Raw genomic sequence first — 19,284 nt, 5'->3', positions numbered from 1 at the left:
GCCGGGGGACGGTGGCCGGGGCGCAGCGGGAAGAGGGCGGGGTCAGTCCTCGTAGTAGTTGTTCACCACGACGTCGGGGCCGTCGTCGTCGAACGCCTCGGCCAGCAGGACGCCGCCGACCACGCCGGCCGCGCCCGCACCGATCAGGGCGCCGGTGCCGAAGCGGCGGCCCTGGGGCTGCTCGGGCGGGTAGCCGCCCTGCTGGGGGAGCGCGGGCTGGGTGGCGGCGGGGTAGCCCTGCTGCGGGTATCCGGCGGCGGCGGGGGCGGTGTAGTACGGCGGCGGGGTGGTCTGGACGCGCTGGGCGCAGGCGCCGCAGGACTGGATCTGACGCGGGACGCCCCACTGCGGGGACCACAGGACGGCCGTGCTGCCGGGGCCGTGCGCGGGGTCGAAGAAGCACGTCACCGGGGAGCCTCCGGAGGTCTCGGGAAACGCGGGAACCGCCACCGCCACGGTGGGCGTCGGAACCGGCGCGGGCGCGGCGGCAGGCATCGGCGGAGCCGCGGGAGCAGCGGGAACCGCGGGAGCCGCCGGAGCCGCCGGGGCGAGGACCGCGACGCCGAAGTCGGTGGCGATGCCGGCCAGGCCGGAGGCGTAACCCTGGCCGATGGCGCGGAACTTCCAGCCGCCGCCGTTCCGGTAGAGCTCGCCGAAGACGACGGCGGTCTCGGTGGTCACCTCGGGGCCGAGCTCGTAGCGGGCCAGTTCGGTGCCCGCCGCGTCCGCCACGCGGACGTACGCGCCGCGCACCGAGCCGAACGCCTGCCGGCGCTCGTCGGCGTCGTAGATCGCCACCGTGAAGACGATCCGCTGCACCCGTTCCTCGACCGAGGTCAGGTCGATGCTCAGGCGTTCGCGGTCGGTGCCGTCGCCGGGGTCGCCGAGGTGCGTGACGGCGCCGTCGGGGCTGGTGAGATTGTTGAAGAAGACGAAGTGCTGGTCGGAGAGCGCCTTCCCGTCGGCGTCGCACAGCAGCGCGTTCGCGTCCAGGTCGTACGCGGCGGCGGCCTCCCACCCGAGGCCGACCAGGACGGTCGTCGGGCCCTTGCCGTCCCGGAGCACGGGAACGTTTGCGCCCTTGGCCAAGGCCGTTGACATGCGGGTCCTCCACTCGAACCGAAGATCGTTCCGTGCCGACAACGCCCCGCCTGAGCTGGGGGTTCCCGGGCCCGCGGAAGGGTGGTGACGTAGTGTCGATCCGGCAGCCGGCGGGGCTCACCCGTCCGGGCCGGTGCGGTCGCCGGGCGGCGGGGCGGGCCGGAACAGTGACAGGGAACGCCGAGCGGAGAGGGGCGGGGGTTGGACGGGCGAGCCGGGCAGGCCGACTGGGGCGAGGCGCTGCGCCGCACCGTCCGCCGGCTGCGCGAGGAGCACCCGGGCCGCTCGCCGGAGCTCGCGCCCGGCCCGCCGCCGCTCGTCCCCGACGCCGCGCTCGACCCGGACCTGGCCCGCCCGCCGGAGCAGGACCTGTACCGCCTGCTGGACGCCGTCCCGCAGGCGGCCGTGCTCGCCGAACCCGTCCGGGACGGCGACGGCGCGGTGCTGGACCTGGCCGTGGTGATCGCCAACGAGGCCGTCGTCCGGCACCCGCACCACCCCGAGCAACTGTCAGGGCCCTTTGCCGCTGGGCACGGCGTGTCGCTGCGGGAGGCGTACCCGGGGCTGTGGACGGAGCAGGTCGCGGACGCCGTCGAGGAGGTGCTGCGCACCGGGCACGCCGCCCGCGCCCTGCCGGTGCGCTGGGACGGCGCGGGCCCGGACGGCACCGCCCGCAGCCGCCGGGAGCGGCTCACCGTGCACCGCCTCGGCCGCCGCCTGCTGCTGCTGTGGACCGACGACCGGACCGAGCAGGCGGCCCGGGCCGCGCAGCGGATCGCCCGGGTCGGCTGGGCCGAGTGGAGCCTGCGCGACGGGCGGCTCGACATCTCGCCCGGCCTGGCCGTGCTGCTCGGCCGCACCCCGGACACCGCGACGCTGAGCGTCCCCGAGGTGCTGGCCCGGGTCACCGAGACCGCCCGCCCGGCGCTGTACCGCGCCTTGGACAAGCTGCTCACCACCGGCGCGGACATCGACGTGCTCACCGAGCTGTACGGCATCGGCCGCCCCCGCCGGATCCGGCTGGTGGCCGAGGTGGTCCGCGACGAGGACGGCCCGATCGAGGGCCTGCGGGCCGTCCTGCAGGACGTCACCGAGCTGTACGAGAGCCAGCGCCGGCTGCGCGAGCAGCAGGAGGAGACCGAGCGCCAGGCCCGCCGCGCCGACGCCGAGCACACCGTCGTCAAGCGCCTGCAGGACGCGCTGCAGCCGCGCTCCGCGACCCTGGTCGGCCTCGGCGTCACCACCGCCGTCGCCTACCGCCCGGCCGAGGGACCGGTCGGCGGCGACTGGTTCAAGGTCCGTCAACTCCCGGACGGCCGCGCCCTGTTGGCCGTCGGCGACGCCCGGGGTCACGGGCTGGACGCGGTCGCGCTGATGTCCATGCTGCGGCACGCGCTGGCCGGGCTGGCGTTCACCGGCGCGCTGGTGGAGTCGCTCGGCGGCTGGCTCAACCGGATCGCCAGCGACGACAGCGACGAGTCCACCGCCACGGCGATCGTCTCCCGCTACTACCCCGACCGGCACCTGCTGCGCTGGATCTGCGCCGGCCACCCGCCACCGGTCCTGCTGCGCGGCGGCCGCGCCACCCTGCTGCCCGCCGAGGTCGGCCCGCCGTTCGGCGTGCTGCCGGCCGTCGGCTACCGGGCCGTCGAGACGCTCGTCCGGCCCGGCGACACCGTGCTGCTCTACACCGACGGCCTGATCGAACGACGCGACCAGGACATCGACGTCCGCCTCGCCGCCCTCTGCGCGGCCGTCGAGGCGCACGCCGCGGAACCCGAGCTCCAGGACCTGGTGGACGCCGTGGTCCGCGACATGTCCGGCCCGCTCTCGGAGGACGACGCGACGCTGCTGGCGTTCCGCTTCGACCGCTGACGCATCGTCAACTGTATTGCAGTGCCGGTCAATCCACGAGGTAGAGCGCGGCCAGGCGGGGCAGGCGGCGGTGCATCTCGGCGTCGTCGTCGAAGTCGAAGGACTCGCCCATGCCCGCGTTTCGCTCGGCGAATTCCTTGATGCGGTCGATGCCCTGCTCGGCGAGGTGGAGTTCGTAGGCCCGGTGGAAGGCGTCCCGGTCGCCGGTGCGGCGCTCGAAGGCGTGCGACGCCGCGTAGTTGACGTCCTCGTTGAAGAACACGTCCTCCGCGTCGAAGCGGTTCTCGCCGGCCGCCGCCGGGTGCTCGGCGATCACGTCCGGCCCGGCGAGCACCTTCTCGTACCAGGCGCGGCCCTCGGCGATCACGCCGGCCCGGAAGTCCATGAAGGAGTCGTCCGAGCAGCCGCCGCCGATCAGGTAGGCCGCCGCCCAGATGTCCCGCCGGTACAGGGCGTCGCGCAGGCGGACGAAGCAGACCTTGAAGCGCAGGATCTCCGCCTCCGGGCGGGCGGCCAGCACGTCCACCAGCGCCCGCTCGAACGGCACGGCCGGTGTGGTCGCCGCCCGGGCGGAGTCGATCAGCTGCCAGAACTCGTCGTTGTCCATGGCGGCCAGCCTGCCCGCCGGGTACGACACTGCCCGCAACCATGCGGCCGCCCCGTCGCCACCCGGAGGCGGTGGGTGGTGACGGGGCGGCCTGGCGACCCGGCCCGGGGGAGGGACCGGGGGCTTGAGGAGGTGTCAGTCGTGCGGGACGACCGCCACCGGGGCCTGCGCGTGGTGGATCACCGCGTGCGCGACCGAACCGAGCTTCGGGCCGATGTTGAGGGCGCGGGTGCGGCGGCCCACCACCACCAGGTCCGACTGCGCCGACGCCTCCACCAGCGCGGCCGCGCCGCCACCGGTCCGGACGTCCTCCAGCACCAGGGTGCGCGGGTACTTCTCCCGCCACGGCGCGACCGCGTCGGAGACCATGCCGACGGCCAGCGCACCGAGCTCCTGGCGCTCGCTCTCCACCGGGACCCAGCCCGCGTAACCGTAGGTCGGCGGCAGCTCCCAGCCGTGCACCACCCGCACCCGGGCGCCGCGCAGCTGCGCCTCCTCGAACGCGAACTCCAGGACGGCGTCCGCCGGTTCGAGCGCGTCGAAGCCGACCGTCACCTCCGGCTCGTCCGACTCCGGCGCCGGGCCGCCCTCGCGGACCATCACCACCGGCGTCTTCGACCGGCCGGCCACGCCCAGGCTCACCGAGCCGACCAGCAGGCCGCGGAACCCGCCCAGGCCCCGGGTGCCGATCACCAGCAGCTGCCCCTGCTCGGCGGCGGCCGTCAGGCCGTCGATCGCCGAGTCCGGCACCAGCTCCGAGGAGACCGCCACCCCCGGGTAGGCGGAGGCCAGCTCCTGGACGAGGTCGCCCAGCATGTTCTGCGCGCCCATCTCCACTTCGTCCATCTTGACCAGGTCGTTGACCTTCCGGCCCATGTAGGGCCAGGCGTGCAGCAGGCGCAGCGGCGCCCCTCGTCGGCCGGCCTCCTGGGCGGCCCAGTGCGCGGCGGCCCGGCTGCGGACGGACGCGTCTACGGCGGCGAGAACGGGACGAGTCATGGCGATGCCTTTCGCTGTTTGAGTCCCGGCGGGCCCTGCCGCCCGCCTCGGGAGTCGTTGACCACTCTTCCCCCACCCCCCGGGGGCCGCCATGGGTCGCCGGGCCCGCCCGGGTGGGCCGTTGGTCCCTTCGGCGGAGGCGGGTGCCGCGGTGGGCCCAAACGGGCCCAAGGCCTCTGACGGAGCCGGGCGCGGGCGCGCACCATGGAGGTACCACCACCATCAGGGAGGTGACCGAAGTGACCGACGAACACGTACCTGCCGCACCGCTCGCCCGGCGCTTCGCCGACCGCCTCGCCGACCTCGGACTCACCGAGGCGCAGGCCGCGACCAGGGCCGGCATGTCGATCGCCTACCTGCGCCGGGTGCTCGAACTCGGATGCGACTTCGACCGGCCCGCACTGCTCCGGCTGGCCGCGGTCCTCGGCCTGGACTACCAGGAACTCGTCTCCGGCCGCCCCGCGGAACGCGTCCATGCCACCGAGCCCCGTCCGGACGGCCCGCCGCTGGTCGGACCCCCCGTCCTGGGTGAACTCACCGTCCCCGAATGCTGGAGCCGCCTCGGCACCGGCGGCCTCGGCCGCCTCGCCCGCACCGGCCCCGACGGCCCCGTGGTCCGACCGGTCGGCTACCTGGTGCACGACCGGACGATCCTCTACCGCACCAACCCCGACGGCGCCCTCGCCCCCGGCGCGGTCGGCGGGGCCGCGACGGGCGGCGAGGCCGCGACGGGCGGCGAGGCCGCGTTCGAGGTGGACCGCGCCGGTGCCGACCTCCACGAGGGCTGGAGCGTCCTGCTCACCGGCCCCCTCGAGTACGTCACCGACCCCGCCCTGCTCGCCGAGCTCCCCCAGCCCCCCGCGCACGGCCGCTGGGTCCGCCTGACGCCCGACACCGTCACCGGGCGGACGATCCGGACCGCCTCGGGCGCGTAACTCGCTGACGGGGCTCAGGCGTTGCTGTGGTCGCCGGCGTCTTTGACGAAGTCGCCGGGCTTGTACCGGCGGTCGAAGAAGGCCTGTTCCGGGCCGTACCAGCGGATGACGGCGAACCAGCCGCGGCCGGGGACGGTGCGGATCCAGTTCGGGGCGCCCGCCGGGTGGCGTTCAGGGCCGATGCGGAGGGTGACCGACCCGTCCGGGTTGGGGGCGATGTCGTCCATGCCGTTGAGGGACGAGAAGGTCTGGCCGCGGACGTCGATCTGGGCGGCGGTCTCCGCGTCGTACAGGGTGAGGGACCAGAAGAGCCGGGCCGGCGGGTCGGCGGGCAGGTCGATGCGGTAGGTGTGCTCGCCGGTGAGCAGGTCGCCGTCGTGGTCGCGGTAGGTGCCCGCGTACTTGGCGCCGAGACCGACGACCGAGGTGATCATGCCGGTGCTCATCGAGTAGTGGTTGACGAACATGTGCGCCTTGGCGTTCACGTCGGTGTGCCCGGTGGCGCGGTCGCGGAACTCCTCGTCCAGCAGGGTGTGGAAGAAGTCGTCCTGGGCGGTCTTGGCGTGGGCGATCCACTGGCGGTCGGCCCACCACCGGGCGCCCGGCTCACGGTCGTAGCGCGAGGCCAGGGTCTTGGCCGTCTTCCAGCCCGTCCACGCCGCCAGGTCCAGCAGTTCGCGCTGACGCCGCGTCGGGGCGAACAGCCCGCCCTTGCGGATGCCCAGCGAGGCCAGGACGCCGTGCATGTAGGGGTCGACCTGGTCGACCCGGTCGGCCTGGACGAAGGCGTCGAGCACGTCGAAGAACGTGCCGTCCCGGGGGAAGAGCGCGTCGGCCGGGGTGTCGGAGGCATGGGCGAAGTGCATCGGCTCCGCGTCGCCGTGCAGCGGGCGCAAGCGGATGCCCTCGATGGCCGCGATGCCCGGTGACAGGTCGTCGACGGAGCTGAAGAAGCCGCGCAGCAGGAAGTAGATGTTGTCGGTGCGGCTGCGGTAGACGAAGAAGTCGTCCCACTCGCCCGCGCTCTCCGGCTCGGCACCGTCCGGGACGATCAGGTAGCGGCCGCCCTCGCCCCGGTCCGGGCCGGGCAGGCCGATGTCGCCGAGGAACTGCCGCCCGTCGATGACCGGCCCGGTGAGCGGGCGGTGCCAGAAGTCGTCCACCAGCCCCTGAACACCGGGCGCGGCCTCGACGACGAGCGGGCCGGTCACGCCCAGGTCCGCGAAGGCCATGCCGTAGATGACGTCGCAGTTCGGGGTGGTGATCAGCGTCCGGGGCTTCAGCCGCTTCTCGAACACCGCCATCACCTGGTACCCGCGCCCGACCACCGCACCGAGCCCGTCCCGCATCGCGCACGCGCTCACCGTCGGCAGCGCCCACAGGTAGACCTGGGCGGCGCGCTGGAAGAACAGTTCGTCCTCCAGGGCCTGCGCAGACTCCTCGGTCGGATAGCCGCCGACGAACGGCAGTGCCGCCAGGTCCTGGTAACGGTCGGGTGCGGACGTCATGTGGACACCTCTGGTTTGAGTGCGAACCGGGGGATGGCAGACCGCACAATAGCCGCAAAAGGTACATGGGGTGACGGGCGCCGCACCGAGCGTGACGGGGGGTGTCAGGCCGGGCTGCGGCTGGGACGGTGGCGCAGCGCCGGGGCGGCTGTCAGGGTGGCGGCGAGGGTGAGGGCGGCGGGTACGGAGTGGGTGACGAGCGGGCCGGCCAGGGCGGTGCCGAGGGCGAAGGCGGTGATTTTGAGGCTGGCGCCGGTGGTGAAGATCTGGCCGCGCAGGTGGGCGGGGGACTCGCGGTGGCGGACGGCGAACAGGCCGGTCAGCAGTGGGCCGTCGCCGAGGCCCGCCAGGGTGGCTGCCGCGAGCAGTACCCATGGGTGGCCGTTCGCGCCGGTCGCGGCCAGGGCCAGTGCGGCTGCCTGCAGCAGCGCGCCGATGCGGACGGCCGTGTCCGGCGGGAGCAGGTGGGGGCGTCGGGCGAGTGCCGCGTTCGCCAGCAGGGCGGCCACCGCCGTGCAGGTCAGCAGCAGCGGTCCGCGGCTCGCGCCGCCGAGCGCGCGTTCGCCGAGCAGCGGCAGGCAGGCGGCCAGCATGCCCTGGCCCGCGCAGGCGCCGACCGAGACGAGTGTCGCCCGGGCCAGCGTCGGACGGGACGTCAACACCCGTAGGCCGGAGGCGAGGTCGGAGCGCACCGATTCCGTTGCCCGGGCGGCGGCGTTGCGGGCGGGGAGCGTCCAGGCCGCCGGCAGGGCTGCGGCGATCAGGGCCGCCGCGAGCAGGACCGCCGCGTTCGCGTCGAGGGCGACCGCGAGCAGCCCGGCCAGGGCGGGGCCGGCCAGGGCGGCCGCGTCGTAGGTCATGGCGTCCAGGGCGGTGGCGCGGGGGAGCCGGTCGGGCGGGGTCACCCGGGGGAGTTGGGCCGTCCAGCCGCCGGAGAGGGCCGGGCCGAGCAGGCCGGTGGCGGCGGCCAGCGCAAGGATCGCGGGCAGCGGGAGCCGGCCCAGGGCGGCGAGGACGGCGAGCAGGCCGGCGGCGTACAGCGCGAGGGCCCGGGCGAGCAGGCGGCCGGGGTGGCGGGCCCGGTCCAGGTGGACGCCGAGCAGGGGGCCGCCGATGGCCGAGGCGGCGGTCAGGGCCGCCAGCAGGGCCGAGGCCTCGCCCGCCGAGCCCGCCGCGGCGAAACCGGCCAGCAGCAGGGCGGGCCCCGACATCTCGTCACCCGTTCGGGCCAACGCGGCCCCCGCCAGACACCGTCCGGGGAAAGAACTCCTGATCACCCGCCGGACGCTACGTCGGTAACGGAAAACTCGACAAGATGCGTTACATTGCCGACGTGCCGACCACCCCCGCCACCGAACCGCCGCCGAAACCGTCCGTCCTCACCTCGGCGGCCCGCGCCACCGCCGTCATCAACGCCTTCGCCGCCGACCACGCCCCCGAACCGGCCGCCCTCGCCGCGATCCTCCGCGCCCACGGCGAACCCGAGCCCGTCCACCTCACCGCCGAGGACGCCGACGCGCTGCGCACCGCCGCCGCCCGCCTGCGGGAGGTGTTCGACGCGCCCGACACCGACCGCGCGGCCGCCGCCCTCAACCGCCTGCTGCGCGAACGCACCGGCCCGCTGCGGCTCACCACCCACGGCGGCGCCACCGGCTGGCACCCCCACCTCGACCACGACGACGACGCCCCGTGGGACGACTGGCTGATCGCCTCGTCCTGCCTGGCCCTCGCCGTCCTGCTGTGGGAACGCGGCCGCCCGCCCGGCGGGAGCTGCGCCGCGGCACGCTGCCGGAACGTGTACCTCACCCAGGGCAGCGGCCTCGAACGCCGCTACTGCTCCCGCCGCTGCGCCACCCGCGAACGCGTCGCCGCGCACCGCCGCGCCCGGATCGCGGCGACCCGCGATGGCCGGGACGAGGATGATCGGCTGAACTGACCGGGCCGGGGCCGGGATCGGCCCGGTCGAGCGAGGAGGCGGTGGCAGGTGCGGTGCCTGGTGACGGGGGCGACGGGGTACCTCGGTGGGCGGCTGGTGCCCGAACTGCTGGCGGACGGCCACCAGGTGCGCTGCCTGGTGCGGGAGCCCTCACGGCTGCGGGACCACCCGTGGCGCGGCGCGGTGGAGGCCGTCGCGGGGGACGTCACCCGGCCCGAGACGCTCGACGGGCCGCTGGACGGCATCGAGGTCGCGTACTACCTGGTGCATTCGCTCGGCACGGGGCCGGACTTCGAGGCCAGGGACCGGGCGGCCGCCCGCGCGTTCGGGCGCGCGGCGGCGCGGGCCGGGGTGCGGCGGATCGTCTACCTGGGCGGACTGGTGCCCCCGGACGTGCCGGAGGGACAGCTCTCGCCGCACCTGCGCTCCCGGGCGGCGACCGGCCGGGCGCTGCGCGAGGGCGGGGTGGCCGTCACGGAGCTGCGGGCGGCGGTGGTGATCGGCTCCGGGTCGGCGTCGTTCGAGATGCTGCGGCACCTGACCGAGCGGCTGCCGGTGATGGTCGCGCCGCGCTGGGTGGACACCCGGATCCAGCCGATCGCCGTGCGTGACGTGCTGCGACACCTGGTCGGCGCGGCCGGGCTGCCGGACGGGCCGGACACCGACCGGGCGTTCGACATCGGCGGGCCGGAGGTGCTCACGTACCGCGCGATGATGCAGCGCTACGCCCGGCTGGCGGGCCTGCGGCGCCGGCTCGTCGTCGCGGTGCCGGTGCTCACGCCCGGACTGTCGGCGCTCTGGGTCGGCCTGGTGACGCCCGTCCCCGGTGGGCTGGCCCGGCCGCTGGTCGAATCGCTGCGGCACGAGGTGGTGTGCGGCGAGCACGATCTCGCCCGGTGGATCCCGGACCCGCCCGGGGGTGCGATCGGCTTCGACCGGGCCGTCACCCTCGCGCTGCGCCGGATCCGCGACGACGAGGTCACCACCCGCTGGTCCTCGGCCTCGCTGCCGGGCGCGCCCAGCGACCCGCTGCCCACCGACCCGGACTGGGCGGGCGGCAGCCTGTACCAGGACGTCCGGGAGCGGCACGTGGACGCGTCGCCGCAGGCGTTGTGGCAGGTGGTGGAGGGGATCGGCGGCGAGCACGGCTGGTACTCGTTCCCGCTGGCCTGGTGGGTGCGCGGGGCGCTGGACCGGCTGGCGGGCGGCGTCGGGCTGCGGCGCGGACGCCGTTCGCCCGGGCGGCTGCGGGTCGGCGATTCGCTGGACTTCTGGCGGGTCGAGGAGATCGAACCCGGCCGGCTGCTGCGGCTGCGCGCCGAGATGCGGCTGCCCGGCCTGGCCTGGCTGGAGCTGACCGTCACCCCCGAGGGCGACGGCGCGCGCTACCGGCAGCGCGCCCTGTTCCACCCGCACGGCCTGGCCGGCCAGGCGTACTGGTGGTCGGTCGCGCCGTTCCACGCGGTGGTGTTCGGTGGAATGGCACGCAACATCGCCGCCCGCGCGAAGGCGCACTGAGACCGGTATCGCCGCCCGCGCGAAGGCGCACTGAGACCGGTGGACGGACGCCGAGTGGGGGGTTGGTTGCGGAGATGCCCCCGAGTCGAGATATCTTGACGTCAAGACGTTGCAGACGTGGAAGCTGGAGCTACGGTGACTGACTCGACCATCATCTACACCCACACGGACGAGGCCCCCGCCCTCGCCACGTACTCCTTCCTGCCGGTTGTCCAGGCCTACGCCGCCACCGCAGGTGTGAGCGTGGAGACCCGTGACATCTCGCTGGCCGGTCGGATCATCGCCGTCTTCCCGGAGTTCCTCCAGGAGGACCAGCGCATCGCGGACGCCCTTGCCGAGCTGGGCGCGCTCGCCAAGACCCCCGGCGCGAACATCATCAAGCTGCCGAACGTGTCGGCGTCCATGCCGCAGCTGAAGGCCGCCATCGCCGAGCTGCAGGCCCAGGGCTACGCCCTGCCGGACTACCCGGACGAGCCGAAGACCGACGAGGAGCGCGACATCCGCGCCCGGTACGACAAGGTCAAGGGCTCCGCCGTCAACCCAGTGCTGCGCGAGGGCAACTCCGACCGCCGCGCCCCGCTGTCGGTGAAGAACTACGCCAAGACCCACCCGCACCGCATGGGTGCCTGGTCGGCCGACTCCAAGACCAACGTCGCCACCATGGGCGCCAACGACTTCGCGTCCACCGAGAAGTCCGCCGTGATCGCCGCGGACGGCGCGCTGCGCATCGAGCTGGTCACCGAGGACGGCGCCGTCACCGTGCTGCGCGAGAACGTCCCGGTGCTGGCCGGCGAGGTCGTCGACGCGGCCGTGATGCGCGCCGCCGCGCTGAACGAGTTCCTGGCCGCGCAGGTCGCCCGCGCCAAGGCCGAGGGCGTGCTGTTCTCGGTGCACCTCAAGGCCACCATGATGAAGGTCTCCGACCCGATCCTGTTCGGCCACGTGGTGCGCGCCTTCTTCCCGAAGACCTTCGCCGCGTTCGGCCCCGAGCTGGTTGCCGCCGGTCTGAACCCGAACAACGGCCTCGGCGGCATCCTGGCCGGCCTGGACAAGCTCGCCAACGGCGCCGAGATCAAGGCCTCCTTCGACGCCGAGCTCGCCGACGGCCCGGCCCTCGCCATGGTCGACTCCGACAAGGGCATCACCAACCTGCACGTCCCCAGCGACGTCATCGTGGACGCCTCGATGCCGGCCATGATCCGCACCTCCGGCCACATGTGGGGCCCGGACGGCAAGGAGGCCGACACCCTCGCCGTTCTGCCCGACAGCAGCTACGCGGGCGTCTACCAGGCCACCATCGACGACTGCCGCGCCCACGGCGCGTTCGACCCGGCCACCATGGGCTCGGTGCCGAACGTCGGCCTGATGGCCCAGGCCGCCGAGGAGTACGGCAGCCACGACAAGACCTTCGAGATCGGCGCCGCCGGCACCGTCCGCCTGGTCGACGCCGATGGCGAGACCGTCCTGGAGCAGGCCGTCCAGCCCGGCGACATCTTCCGTGCCTGCCAGGCCAAGGACCTGCCGATCCAGGACTGGGTCAAGCTGGCCGTCACCCGCGCCCGCGCCACCGGCGACCCGGCCGTGTTCTGGCTGGACTCGAACCGTGCGCACGACGCCGTGCTGATCGAGAAGGTCAAGAAGTACCTGCCGGAGCACGACACCGAGGGCCTGACCATCGAGATCATGTCTCCGGTCGAGGCCACCAAGTACTCCCTGGAGCGCATCCGCCGCGGCGAGAACACCATCTCGGTCACCGGCAACGTGCTGCGCGACTACCTGACCGACCTGTTCCCGATCCTGGAGCTGGGCACCAGCGCCAAGATGCTGTCGGTCGTCCCGCTGATGGCGGGCGGTGGCCTGTTCGAGACCGGCGCCGGCGGCTCCGCCCCGAAGCACGTCCAGCAGCTGGTCAAGGAGAACTACCTGCGCTGGGACTCGCTCGGCGAGTTCTTCGCGCTGGCCGCCTCCTTCGAGCACCTGGCCACCACCACCGGCAACGCCGGCGCCAAGGTCCTCGCCGACACCCTGGACCGCGCCACCGGCACCTTCCTCAACGAGGACAAGTCGCCGTCGCGTCGCCTCGGCGGCATCGACAACCGCGGCAGCCACTTCTACCTGGCCCTGTACTGGGCCCAGGAGCTGGCCGCCCAGACCGAGGACGCCGCGCTCGCCGCCGCGTTCGGCCCGCTCGCGCAGTCCCTCGCCGAGCAGGAGCAGACCATCGTCGACGAGCTGATCGCCGTCCAGGGCCAGCCCGTCGAGCTCGGTGGCTACTACCAGCCCGACCCGGCCAAGGCCGCCGCCGTGATGCGCCCGTCGAAGACCTTCAACGACGCGCTCGCCACGCTGGCCTGACGCCACGGCAGTTGCTGACCGGTCGCGCCGCCGTCGGCCCCCTCACGGGGACCGGCGGCGGCGTGCCGTGTCTGCGCGTTCTGTCTCTCGCGCGTAGGGTGCGGGGCATGGCGACCCCGAAGTTCATCCTCGACCTGCGTGAGCACATCGGGCACGCTCCGCTGTGGCTGTCCGGCGTGACCGCGGTGGTGGTGGAGGACGGGCGGATCCTGCTCAACCGCCGCTCTGACAGCGGACGTTGGGCACTGCTGCACGGCATCATGGAACCCGGCGAGCAGCCCGCCGACGCGGTGGTGCGGGAGGTCCTGGAGGAGACCGGCGTCACCGTCCGCCCCGAGCGGATCACCAGCGTCCACACCCTCCCCGCGTCCGTCTGCGCCAACGGCGACCAGGTCCAGTTCCTCAACGTTGCCTTCCGTTGCCGGTTCCTGACCGGCATCGCGCACGTCAACGACGACGAATCCCTCGCCGTGGAGTGGTTCCCGCTGGACGCGCTGCCGCCGCTGTCCGCGAACGACGCCTTTCTGCTCGGCAAGGCGCTGGACGACGCCCCTTTTTCGTGGTTCGCCCTGGGCTGATCCGTCGGTGGAACTCCCGTGCCGCGCAGCGCCGTTGACGGTACGGCCACGGGGAGGTGGACGGGTGCGGGGCGCGGGCTGGTACCGGGGCGACTGCCACGTGCACACGGTGCACTCGGACGGGGAGCTCACCCCCGCCGAACTGGCCGCGGCGGCCCGCGCCGCCGGGCTGGACTTCCTGATCGTCACCGAACACAACTGCCCCGCCCCGCCCGGCACTTGGGACGGACTCGACGGCGACGACCTGCTGATCCTGCCCGGCCAGGAAGTCACCACCCGCACCGGCCACTGGCTGGCGCTCGGACTGCGCCCCGGCCAACTCGTCGACTGGCAGCACCGGGTGGGCGAACCGGCGTTCCGCCGGGCGCTGCGCGAAGTGCGGGCGGCAGGCGGGCTGTGCGTCGCCGCGCACCCCCACGCGCCGTACCCCGGTGGGGACTTGATGTTCCCGCTGGAGAGCTTCGACGCGGTCGAGGTGTGGAACGGCGAGTGGACCTCCGACCGGCCATGGAACGCGGACAACGAAGCCGCGCACGCCGAATGGGGCCGCCGCCTGGCCGCCGGCGTGCACGCCGGGCACTGGCAGCCCGCCCTGGGCAACAGCGACACCCACCTGGCGGGCCAACTCGGCACCCCGCAGAGCGTGGTGTTCGCCGAGCAGCTCAGCGCCCCGGCGATCCTTGCCGCGCTCCGCGCCGGACGCAGCTGGATCGCCGAATCCGCCACCGTGGAACCAGTGCCGCGTCAGGCAGCCTTCGCCCCGTCGCGACGCCCGGCACGCACTCTCGCCGCACCGGTCGAAAACCCAAGTACATCCAGTACGAGGGCTTCCGTCCGGCACGCCGATAGCACGCACCGGACGCCGCTCCTTGACGGGCAAAGGCTGCCTGACGCGGCACTAGAGTTGACCGCCGAGGCGGACGGCCGCCGGGCGGGCATCGGCGAACACCTGGCCACCGCCGGCCGCCCCGTCGAGCTGCGCCTGCGGCTGTCCGGCGTCCCCGACCCGCGGGTGCGCGTGCACACCGAGCGCGGCAAGGCGGACTGGGCGGCGGGCCGGAGTACGTCGGCGGCCGAGACGTCCTTCGTGCGGGTCGAAGTCCGGCACCCGGACGGGCGGATGGCGGCGCTGACCAACCCGATCCTGCTGCGCTGACCGCGAAGTTCGGGCGGTGCGCTTCGGGCGGGTGCTGACGGTGGGGTGCGCGTCCCGGTGACGGTGCGCGCCGGGTCGCTTAATGTACGGGTCATGAGTCCTGCGGACAGGGCGGTCGGGGACCGCGGCACGGCGGTGGTGATCGGCGGGGGGCTGGCCGGGTGTCTGGCCGCGTGGGCGCTGCGCGGCGTCGCGCGGCGGGTGGTGGTGGTCGAACGGGACCGCTACCCGGACGGCGCGGCCTTCCGGGCCGGCGTCCCGCAGGCCCGGCACGGGCACCTGCTGCTGGAGGCCGGGCACCGCACCATCGACGAGCTGATGCCCGGTGCGCTCGCCGAACTGCTCGACGCCGGAGCCCAGTTGGTGTCCATTCCGAGCGGCCTGCGGGTGCTCACCTCGGTGGGCCACCTCGCCGCCTACGACAGCGAGGTGACGATCCTCAGCTGCAGTCGGCCACTGCTCGACCGTACCGTGCTGGACCGGGTCCGCGGCGAGCCGTCGATCGAGATCCTGGAAGGCACCGAGGTGGTCGGCCTGCTCGGCAGCCGGCGGGGCGTCACCGGCGTGCAGGTGCGCGAACGCGGCCGCGAGGGCGCTCCCGTCACCGACCTGTCCGCCGAGCTGGTGATCGACGCCGCCGGGCGCGGCACCCGGTCGGGGCGGTGGCTGATCGGCCTCGGATTCCCCACCACGCCCGTCGAACGGATCGACGCCGGTGTCGCCTACGCCAGCCGGTTCTACCACCGCCCGCCCGGGCGCGAGGACCAGCTCGCCCTCGACGTGCAGACCCGGGCCCCCGAACACGGCCGGTTCGCCGTCCTGCTGCCCGTCGAGGGCAACCGCTGGATCGTCAGCCTCGGAGGCATGCGCGGCTTCGAACCGTCCATCCAGCCCCAGGAGTTCGAGAAGCAGCTCGGCGAACTCCGCGACCCCGCCATCGCCGAGGCCATCGCCGACGCCGAACCCGTGGGCCCCGCCCGGGGGTTCGTGCCCGGCCCCAGCGTGTGGCGGCGCCACGAGCGCACCGACCCGTCCGGCTTCCTCGCCCTCGGCGACGCCTCCTGCACCTTCAACCCGGTCTACGGGCAGGGCATCAGCGTCGCCGCGCTCGGCGCCCGCGCGCTGCGCGAAGCCGCCCGCCGGCACGGCGGACTCGGCACCGCCACCGTCCGCGAGGCCCGCCGGGCGATCGGCACCGTCACCAAACACCCCTGGGTGATCGCCGGCAACGAGGACGTCCGCTTCGCCGGCACCATCGGCGGCGAGCGCGGCCCCGTCGTCCGGCTCCAGCACCGCTACCTCGACCGCGTCCTCATCCGCGCCACCACCGACGCCACCGTCTCCGCCACCTTCCACCGCGTCGTGTCGATGGTGGAACCGCCGAGCGCGCTGTTCCGTCCCTCCGTGCTGGGACCAGTCCTGTTCGGTCGTTGACGCACCATCAACGTCCTTTCCGGGCACCGGTTCCGGCTCCGCGCAACCGTGTGGGAGCCTGTGTGACTGAGGCGAACATGTGAGAAGTGTGGGGGAACGGCGGCGGCCATGAGTGAGATCTACTTCAGCAACAACTACCGCGACCTGAGCGAGCAGCACGGAACCGGCGCGGGATTCCAGTTCGAGTTCTCCTGCTCGCGCTGCTACGACACCTGGCGCTCACCGTTCGAGCCCTTCCGCACCGGGCAGGCCGCGAGCTGGATCAACAAGGGCGTCAGCGCCGCCTGGAGCCTGCTCGGCGGTAGCGCCTCCAGCGGCCTCACCAACGCCGCCGACGGCCTGGCCGGCGCCAGCTGGGGCAGCGGCCGCGACGCCGCCTTCGAACGCGCCGTCACCAACGCGCAGCAGCACTTCAACCGCTGTGCCCGCTGCACCCACTACGTCTGCGAACGCTGCTGGAGCGCCGCCCAGGGCCTGTGCCTCGACTGCGCACCCGACACCGCCGCCGAGGCCGTCGCCGCCCAGCAGCGCGGCCTCAACGACGCCGTGGTCGAGAACGCGTACCGGCACGGCCAGTCCCAGGCCCAGCAGTTCGACGTCACCGCCGCCCGCCAACTCGTCTGCCCGCAGTGCAGCGCCGACACCCACGGCACCCCGTTCTGCCCGTCCTGCGGGTTCCGCCTCGCCCAACCCCCGCAGTGCACCTCGTGCCACGCGGAGCTGCCCGCCAACTCGGCCTTCTGCCCGAGCTGCGGCACGCGTCGCTGACCGGCCGCCCGGACCTGACCAACGACGCAGGCCGGCGGCTGGCGCTCCCCACCGCCGACGAGGGCACCGCCCCGGCCGCCGCCCTGCGCCTGCTCGCCGGCCTCGGCAGACCCTCAACACGCCGTCAGGGCTCGGCCGTTGAATGCGCGGCCGGGCCCTGACGGTCGGGGTTGGCGATCAGTCGGTGAGGCGGTCCATCAGGAAGGTGGCCAGCTCCTCGGTGACGATGGTGTGCCCGGTGGTGTGGGAGGAGACCAGGAAGTCGTCCAGCTCGCTCTCGTTCGGGTCGATGTCGTCGACCTTGGCGTAGAGGTCCGACTGCTTGGCGATGTCGCGGATGGCCACGGCGCTGACGGTCGGCACGAAGCAGATGTTCGGGTGCTTGAGCGCCTCGGTGTCCTTCAGCGTGTCGGCCAGGATCTTGTACGTGTGCAGGGTGCCGCCGGGGGCGCCGTCCAGCTCGGGGAAGCCGTCCGTGGTGACGTGCTGCTCCGCCTGCGGGATGGCGCGGTAGAGGTCGGCGGCCTTGGCGCCGTTGCCCTGGGCGGTGATGAAGAAGCTGCTGCCCTTGTAGGACTTCTTCAGCTCCAGGCCGACGTCGCCCGGCTTGACCTCGGGCAGGCCGATGCCGTCGCCGCGCCCGTTCGCGACGCCGACCAGGCGCGGCATGCGCGGCCAGCCGCCGACCCGCTCCAGCTCCGCCAGGAACGCGGTGCGCTCCGGGGCGACGCCGACCGTCTTCGTCGCCGGGTCGTAGTGCTGCCAGAGCAGCTGACGGGCGGCCGGGCTGTTCATCTGCTTGGCGAACTTGTTCGGGAACGGGATGAGGTGGGCGAACGCCTGAATGCCCACCGGGACGCTGGCGCCGCGGTGCGGGCTGTCGAAGGAGAAGTACAGGCCCGTCTCGTGGTTGAAGCGCATGTCGTTCTCGAGCTTGGCCAGCGCGTAGCGCGTCACCAGGCCGCCCATACTGAAGCCGCCGACGGTCAGCCGCGCGCCGCCGATGCGCTGGGCGAGCGTGCGCTGAATCGCGGCGATCACGGTATCGGCGTTGACGGTGATGGAGGCGCTGCGCTCGTCGAACCCGATCAGGATCACGTCGCGCTGCTGGCGGCGCAGCTCGCTCTTGCCGACGTTGAAGCCGTCCGCCATCAGCACGGGCCGGGTGATCTCCTGGTTGCCCTCGCCACGGAACACCCAGGCCTCGCCGTGGGGCAGCGGCCACTTCTCGTTGGGCTCGGGGACGTCGGTGATCCGGCTCGGCTGGTCGGTGATCGGAGCGGCGAGCGAGAAGGCGGCGAGCGCCTGGTCGGCGAGTTCGCCCTGCGGTGTGGTCATTTCGGTCTCCCCGTCTCGAAAATGGTCAATCGCTTTGCGCTGACAGGGAGATGAGTGAGCGTCAGAGTCGTCCGGAACTGGCCGATCCGGTTTGCTTCACCCGATCGAGTGGGGGTGGCGGGGAAGGTGCGTGAGTGGCCTTCGGGGCAGAGGCAATGCGAGGCTTCCGCGCCCGGGCTCGGACGACTCCCCGCCACTCAGAACCAGAACGCCTTGACGACTGCGTTCCCGGATCGGGCGGCCGTTCGGTAGAAGGTGGCGAGCCCGTGGTGGTGGCTCAGGTAGTTCTCCCGGTCGAGGGCCGGGTCGCCGCAGTCTTGCAGCGCGGTGCCGGAGGCAGTCCAGAGCGCGTCGAAGTCGGCGGTGCGCAGGAACAGGGCGGCTTCCCTCACCCGGTCGGGCCGCAGGATCACGAACGGGGGACCGTCCCCGTGGAACACGAGTTCACCGCCGTAGATCGGCAGCCCGCTCGGATCCGCGGCGTCCTCCGGGCCGTCCGGGGTGCCGGTGTAGAGCTGGTTGAGGCCGGCGAAGTCCTTCTCGACCGAGTCGGCGATCCCTGCGGTGCACTCGTTGTGGTGGTCGGCCCAGGACGCCCACATGAAGGCCTCCAGCCAGGCCCCGTCCGGGCGGACGTCCGCCGGTGGGACGGCGCGAAGGTGCAGGTGGTAGCTCATGGATCCGTCCGTCGAGGGTGGTCCGGTTTGACGTCCGGAACGTAGCGGACGGCGCCGACACTTCTCCTTTGCGTTCGGTGGCCGGTATCTGCTGAAGTGTGGGCACCATTGGGGGGATTCGGGGGGAGGACGTCATGCAGAAGACTGTGGTCGTGGTGACCGGAGGGGCGGTGGCCCTGCTGGCCGGGGTGCTGTCGTTCCTGACCTGGGACCAGGCCAACAAGGTCGCCGGTGTGGTCTCGGCCCTGGTCGCGGTCGCCGCGCTCGGCGCGGCCGTCGGCGGCCTCATCGCCGCGGCGAAGTCGAGGGCCGGCGTGGTCGAGGTCAGCGGGACTGGGGCCGCCGTCGCTTCCGGGGCCGGGAGTGTCGTCAACACCGGCTACCAGGGCGGGAGTTCTTTTGCGGTGGCCGGTCAGGTCCGGGTCGCCGACACCGGTGAGGCCCGCGCGGAGGGCGGCGGCGACGCCAACTCCGGCCACCGCCAAGCCTGATCCCGCAC

General features: G+C 73.6%; 17 protein-coding genes. 10 read left to right on the top strand and 7 right to left on the bottom strand.

The window, feature by feature from the left end:
• Window positions 1–42 precede the first annotated feature (42 nt).
• A complete protein-coding gene (locus ACFYS8_RS18545) occupies window positions 43–1,101 on the bottom strand; it encodes a TerD family protein (RefSeq protein ID WP_387642533.1) in 1,059 nt (352 codons plus the stop codon).
• A 201-nt stretch (window positions 1,102–1,302) separates the two neighbouring features.
• Between ACFYS8_RS18545 and ACFYS8_RS18540 the strand changes: the two genes are divergently transcribed.
• On the top strand, window positions 1,303–2,976 hold the full coding sequence (locus ACFYS8_RS18540; protein ID WP_387642531.1) for a PP2C family protein-serine/threonine phosphatase: 1,674 nt from the start codon (window positions 1,303–1,305) through the stop codon (window positions 2,974–2,976).
• Window positions 2,977–3,004: 28 nt separating this feature from the next.
• On the opposite strand, the gene ACFYS8_RS18535 is transcribed toward ACFYS8_RS18540, so the two are convergent.
• Together ACFYS8_RS18535 and ACFYS8_RS18530 are read right to left on the bottom strand one after the other, a co-directional pair.
• Window positions 3,005–3,583: a DUF4240 domain-containing protein gene (locus ACFYS8_RS18535; protein ID WP_387642529.1), complete on the bottom strand. Its 579-nt coding sequence runs from the start codon at window positions 3,581–3,583 to the stop codon at window positions 3,005–3,007.
• Between the two features lie 135 nt (window positions 3,584–3,718).
• Window positions 3,719–4,582: a universal stress protein gene (locus ACFYS8_RS18530; RefSeq protein ID WP_387642527.1), complete on the bottom strand. Its 864-nt coding sequence runs from the start codon at window positions 4,580–4,582 to the stop codon at window positions 3,719–3,721.
• Window positions 4,583–4,812: 230 nt separating this feature from the next.
• Between ACFYS8_RS18530 and ACFYS8_RS18525 the strand changes: the two genes are divergently transcribed.
• Window positions 4,813–5,517: a pyridoxamine 5'-phosphate oxidase family protein gene (locus ACFYS8_RS18525; protein WP_387642525.1), complete on the top strand. Its 705-nt coding sequence runs from the start codon at window positions 4,813–4,815 to the stop codon at window positions 5,515–5,517.
• A 14-nt stretch (window positions 5,518–5,531) separates the two neighbouring features.
• On the opposite strand, the gene ACFYS8_RS18520 is transcribed toward ACFYS8_RS18525, so the two are convergent.
• Window positions 5,532–7,025 carry a DUF1214 domain-containing protein gene (locus ACFYS8_RS18520; RefSeq protein WP_387642523.1) on the bottom strand — a complete coding sequence of 498 codons (1,494 nt, stop codon included), beginning with the start codon at window positions 7,023–7,025 and terminating at the stop codon, window positions 5,532–5,534.
• Between the two features lie 104 nt (window positions 7,026–7,129).
• On the bottom strand, window positions 7,130–8,302 hold the full coding sequence (locus tag ACFYS8_RS18515) for an MFS transporter (RefSeq protein ID WP_387642521.1): 1,173 nt from the start codon (window positions 8,300–8,302) through the stop codon (window positions 7,130–7,132).
• A 38-nt stretch (window positions 8,303–8,340) separates the two neighbouring features.
• Between ACFYS8_RS18515 and ACFYS8_RS18510 the strand changes: the two genes are divergently transcribed.
• From ACFYS8_RS18510 to ACFYS8_RS18480, 7 genes are all read left to right on the top strand, one after another.
• On the top strand, window positions 8,341–8,961 hold the full coding sequence (locus ACFYS8_RS18510) for a CGNR zinc finger domain-containing protein (RefSeq protein ID WP_387642519.1): 621 nt from the start codon (window positions 8,341–8,343) through the stop codon (window positions 8,959–8,961).
• Between the two features lie 48 nt (window positions 8,962–9,009).
• Window positions 9,010–10,479: an SDR family oxidoreductase gene (locus tag ACFYS8_RS18505; RefSeq protein WP_387642517.1), complete on the top strand. Its 1,470-nt coding sequence runs from the start codon at window positions 9,010–9,012 to the stop codon at window positions 10,477–10,479.
• Window positions 10,480–10,614: 135 nt separating this feature from the next.
• Window positions 10,615–12,834 carry an NADP-dependent isocitrate dehydrogenase gene (locus ACFYS8_RS18500; RefSeq protein WP_387642515.1) on the top strand — a complete coding sequence of 740 codons (2,220 nt, stop codon included), beginning with the start codon at window positions 10,615–10,617 and terminating at the stop codon, window positions 12,832–12,834.
• A gap of 107 nt (window positions 12,835–12,941) precedes the next feature.
• Window positions 12,942–13,412, top strand: a complete 471-nt coding sequence (locus ACFYS8_RS18495) for an NUDIX domain-containing protein (protein ID WP_387642514.1) — start codon at window positions 12,942–12,944, stop codon at window positions 13,410–13,412.
• A 64-nt stretch (window positions 13,413–13,476) separates the two neighbouring features.
• Window positions 13,477–14,568: a CehA/McbA family metallohydrolase gene (locus tag ACFYS8_RS18490; RefSeq protein WP_387642512.1), complete on the top strand. Its 1,092-nt coding sequence runs from the start codon at window positions 13,477–13,479 to the stop codon at window positions 14,566–14,568.
• Window positions 14,569–14,661: 93 nt separating this feature from the next.
• Window positions 14,662–16,002 (top strand): NAD(P)/FAD-dependent oxidoreductase, encoded by a 1,341-nt coding sequence (locus tag ACFYS8_RS18485; RefSeq protein ID WP_387642510.1) that lies wholly within the window; start codon window positions 14,662–14,664, stop codon window positions 16,000–16,002.
• Window positions 16,003–16,110: 108 nt separating this feature from the next.
• Complete coding sequence (locus ACFYS8_RS18480; RefSeq protein WP_387642508.1) at window positions 16,111–16,770, top strand: zinc ribbon domain-containing protein; 660 nt, start codon at window positions 16,111–16,113, stop codon at window positions 16,768–16,770.
• 177 nt (window positions 16,771–16,947) lie between these two features.
• On the opposite strand, the gene ACFYS8_RS18475 is transcribed toward ACFYS8_RS18480, so the two are convergent.
• Complete coding sequence (locus ACFYS8_RS18475; RefSeq protein WP_387642506.1) at window positions 16,948–18,108, bottom strand: esterase/lipase family protein; 1,161 nt, start codon at window positions 18,106–18,108, stop codon at window positions 16,948–16,950.
• A 197-nt stretch (window positions 18,109–18,305) separates the two neighbouring features.
• Window positions 18,306–18,785, bottom strand: coding sequence for a DUF1877 family protein (locus ACFYS8_RS18470; RefSeq protein ID WP_387642504.1), 480 nt, complete (start codon window positions 18,783–18,785; stop codon window positions 18,306–18,308).
• Between the two features lie 134 nt (window positions 18,786–18,919).
• On the opposite strand from ACFYS8_RS18470, the gene ACFYS8_RS18465 reads away from it, so the two are divergent.
• Window positions 18,920–19,276: a hypothetical protein gene (locus ACFYS8_RS18465; protein WP_387642502.1), complete on the top strand. Its 357-nt coding sequence runs from the start codon at window positions 18,920–18,922 to the stop codon at window positions 19,274–19,276.
• The last annotated feature ends 8 nt before the right edge of the window (window positions 19,277–19,284 follow it).

The organism is Kitasatospora sp. NPDC004615, from assembly GCF_042873545.1.
Classification (GTDB): Bacteria; Actinomycetota; Actinomycetes; order Streptomycetales; family Streptomycetaceae; genus Kitasatospora.
The sequence above is the reverse complement of the archived record's forward strand: the minus strand, read 5'-3'. Positions and strand labels throughout refer to the sequence as shown.

Coding starts and splice junctions, on each gene's coding strand:
- ACFYS8_RS18545 (WP_387642533.1), bottom strand. CDS start 1,101: ATGTCAACGGCCTTGGCCAAGGGCGCAAACGTTCCCGTGCTCCGGGAC.
- ACFYS8_RS18535 (WP_387642529.1), bottom strand. CDS start 3,583: ATGGACAACGACGAGTTCTGGCAGCTGATCGACTCCGCCCGGGCGGCG.
- ACFYS8_RS18530 (WP_387642527.1), bottom strand. CDS start 4,582: ATGACTCGTCCCGTTCTCGCCGCCGTAGACGCGTCCGTCCGCAGCCGG.
- ACFYS8_RS18520 (WP_387642523.1), bottom strand. CDS start 7,025: ATGACGTCCGCACCCGACCGTTACCAGGACCTGGCGGCACTGCCGTTC.
- ACFYS8_RS18510 (WP_387642519.1), top strand. CDS start 8,341: ATGCGTTACATTGCCGACGTGCCGACCACCCCCGCCACCGAACCGCCG.
- ACFYS8_RS18495 (WP_387642514.1), top strand. CDS start 12,942: ATGGCGACCCCGAAGTTCATCCTCGACCTGCGTGAGCACATCGGGCAC.
- ACFYS8_RS18485 (WP_387642510.1), top strand. CDS start 14,662: ATGAGTCCTGCGGACAGGGCGGTCGGGGACCGCGGCACGGCGGTGGTG.
- ACFYS8_RS18480 (WP_387642508.1), top strand. CDS start 16,111: ATGAGTGAGATCTACTTCAGCAACAACTACCGCGACCTGAGCGAGCAG.
- ACFYS8_RS18475 (WP_387642506.1), bottom strand. CDS start 18,108: ATGACCACACCGCAGGGCGAACTCGCCGACCAGGCGCTCGCCGCCTTC.
- ACFYS8_RS18470 (WP_387642504.1), bottom strand. CDS start 18,785: ATGAGCTACCACCTGCACCTTCGCGCCGTCCCACCGGCGGACGTCCGC.
- ACFYS8_RS18465 (WP_387642502.1), top strand. CDS start 18,920: ATGCAGAAGACTGTGGTCGTGGTGACCGGAGGGGCGGTGGCCCTGCTG.